Below are 2,755 nucleotides of genomic sequence, written 5' to 3' on the forward strand. Positions count from 1 at the left end.
ATTTCTTCAGATGCTAAAGCTTATATAGAAAACACTACTTTTGCTAATATCACTGCATCTTATGCACCCGCAGTATATATTAAATCTTCTAAAGCTTCAATAATCAATTCCAAATTCATTGATTTAAAAGCCAATATTACCGCAGGTGCAATTGCTACTAAAGCTGGCGGAGAACTATATATTGAAAATTGCGAATTCGAAAATGTTACCTCTTCCAAAAATGGAGGAGCCATTTATGCTGATGTTCCTGGAGATGATAACTATACAGGCACAATAGCCATAGTTGATACTAAATTTAAGGATACATATTCCGAATTTGGTGGAGCATATGTCCAATTGGGTGGAGATTTCGTGTTAAACAATACAGAATTCATAAACGATTATGCCAAATATAATGGAGGTGCAATTTACCTTTCAGATACAAATACTGAAATCAATAATTGTACCTTCGATTCAAATGGCGTCAGCATTATTGAAGGATATCCAACCTATGGTGGTGCAATATTCTGTGATAACAGCACATTAAATATAACCGAATCTAAATTTTTCAACAATAATATGGCAAGTGCCGGTAATGCAATTTATGCATACGATACATCATACAGCATCAAAGATTCAACATTTGAAAACAATACAAACCCCATCTACACTGTTTTCGATAAAACATCTCTTTTAGAAAACAATGTTTATATTAATGACGATAATATCTCAACAAACAATACATATTATGCAACAATAATGACCGGACAAGGCATGCAATTAGTATTGCTTAACAACAGCATCAATACCACTACCATTCCAAACAGATTTGATTTACGTGATTACGGATGGGTTTCATCCATTAAAAATCAGGGATGGATGGGTGCCTGCTGGACATTCGGAATGACAGCTGCCCTGGAATCTGCATTGCTGAAAGCTGCAAACATCACAACTGACTTTTCAGAAAACAACATGCAGGATACCATGCTGAAATATTCAATTTATGGCGGTCTTTTGGTGGAAGGTGGACTCAACACAGTTTCCACATCTTATTTGTTGAGCTGGCTTGGAGCATTCACACAGGATGCAGATACCTATGATGAAATGGGAAAAATCTCACCTGTAATCACAACCCAGAATGATATCCACATTCAAGATGTGATGTTCACACCTAACAATGAAATACCAAACGGCACACAGCTTAAATTGGCAATAATGAAATACGGTTCCATAGACGTGTCCTTTTTTGGGCAATCCACATATGATGAGGTAAATCCTTATTATAATCCAGAAACCCATGCGCAATATGTTAATATATATAAAGATTCAAATCATGATGTTTCAATTATAGGATGGGACGATAATTATAATGCAAGCAACTTCTTAATCACACCTCCTGGCAACGGAGCATGGATTGTCAAAAACAGTTATGGTACCGACTGGGGAGACAATGGATTCCTCTATGTTTCATATTACGATAAGACATTACTGAACTCTAAAACCTTGATAGAATATGCTACCTCAATAATAGTTGAAAATACCGAACCATACAATAAAAACTACCAACATAGTCTCATATGGGGGTCCGATTTCCAATCAGGTAATCAGAATGTAAGTTATATGAATGTATTTGAAGCATTGGAAAATGATGCGATTGCAGCTGTCGGGACATACTTCAATAAGGAAGGAATCGATTATACAATCGATATTTATGTAAATGACGAATTGAAATTGACCCAAACCGGAGTGTCACCATACATCGGTTACCGCACAATCAAGTTAAATGAATACATACCAATTAGAGAGGGTGATGTTTTCAAAGCAGTAATAACTTCAAATGCTGCACCAACCGTTAACCTTACCGAAGTCAGGACACATTACACTCAAAATCTCTCATACATATCCTTCGACGGAGAACCTATGAAAGATACCTATGATTTAGGCTACATTGTATGTTTAAAAGTCTACACTGTGGATTTACCTATTTACACCCAAGATTTAGTCAAAATCTATAAAAACGATTCACAATTTGAGGCAAATATCGGTGTTGCTAACGAAACCGTAACCTTTGAAATAAACGGCAGAAACTATACTAGAGTCAGCGATGAAAATGGAACTGCTTCAATAGCTATTAACTTAGGACCTGGCAACTACAGCATTAAAACAACATTCAACGGCACAACAGTTGAAAATACAATTACAGTATTGCCAACATTAATAGCTGACAACTTAGTAAAATACTACAAAAACGAATCACAGTTCTACATTGATTTAATTGATGGTGAAGGAAATCCTGTTAATGGCGTAAACATTACCATGAACATCAACGGAGTATTCTATAACCGTACAACCAACGAAAACGGTACAGCCAGATTAAACATTAACTTGATTCCCGGCGAGTACATTTTAACTGCACTTGATCCGTTGACCGACCTTCAAATGTCCTATAACATTACAGTATTGCCAACATTAATAGCTGACAACTTAGTAAAATACTACAAAAATGAATCACAGTTCTACATTGACTTGATTGATGGCGAAGGTAATCCTGTCAGTGGTGTTAACATTACCATGAACATCAATGGTGTTTTCTATAACCGTACAACCAACGAAAACGGTACAGCGAGATTAAACATTAATTTACCTCCTGGTGAGTACATTTTAACTGCACTTGATTCGTTGACTGGTCTTCAGATGTCTTATAACATTACTGTATTGCCTACATTGTATGCAAGTGATTTGGAGATGAGCTATAAAGACGGTTCAACATTCAATG

Annotated in this window: 1 protein-coding gene; it reads left to right on the plus strand. The window is 36.0% G+C overall.

Annotated elements, in window-relative coordinates:
* Positions 1 to 2,755 (plus strand): C1 family peptidase (locus QZV68_RS10080; protein WP_296880868.1); only part of this gene is annotated, 2,755 nt, incomplete at both ends.

The sequence above is a fragment of the uncultured Methanobrevibacter sp. genome (assembly GCF_902801725.1).
GTDB lineage: Archaea > Methanobacteriota > Methanobacteria > Methanobacteriales > Methanobacteriaceae > Methanocatella.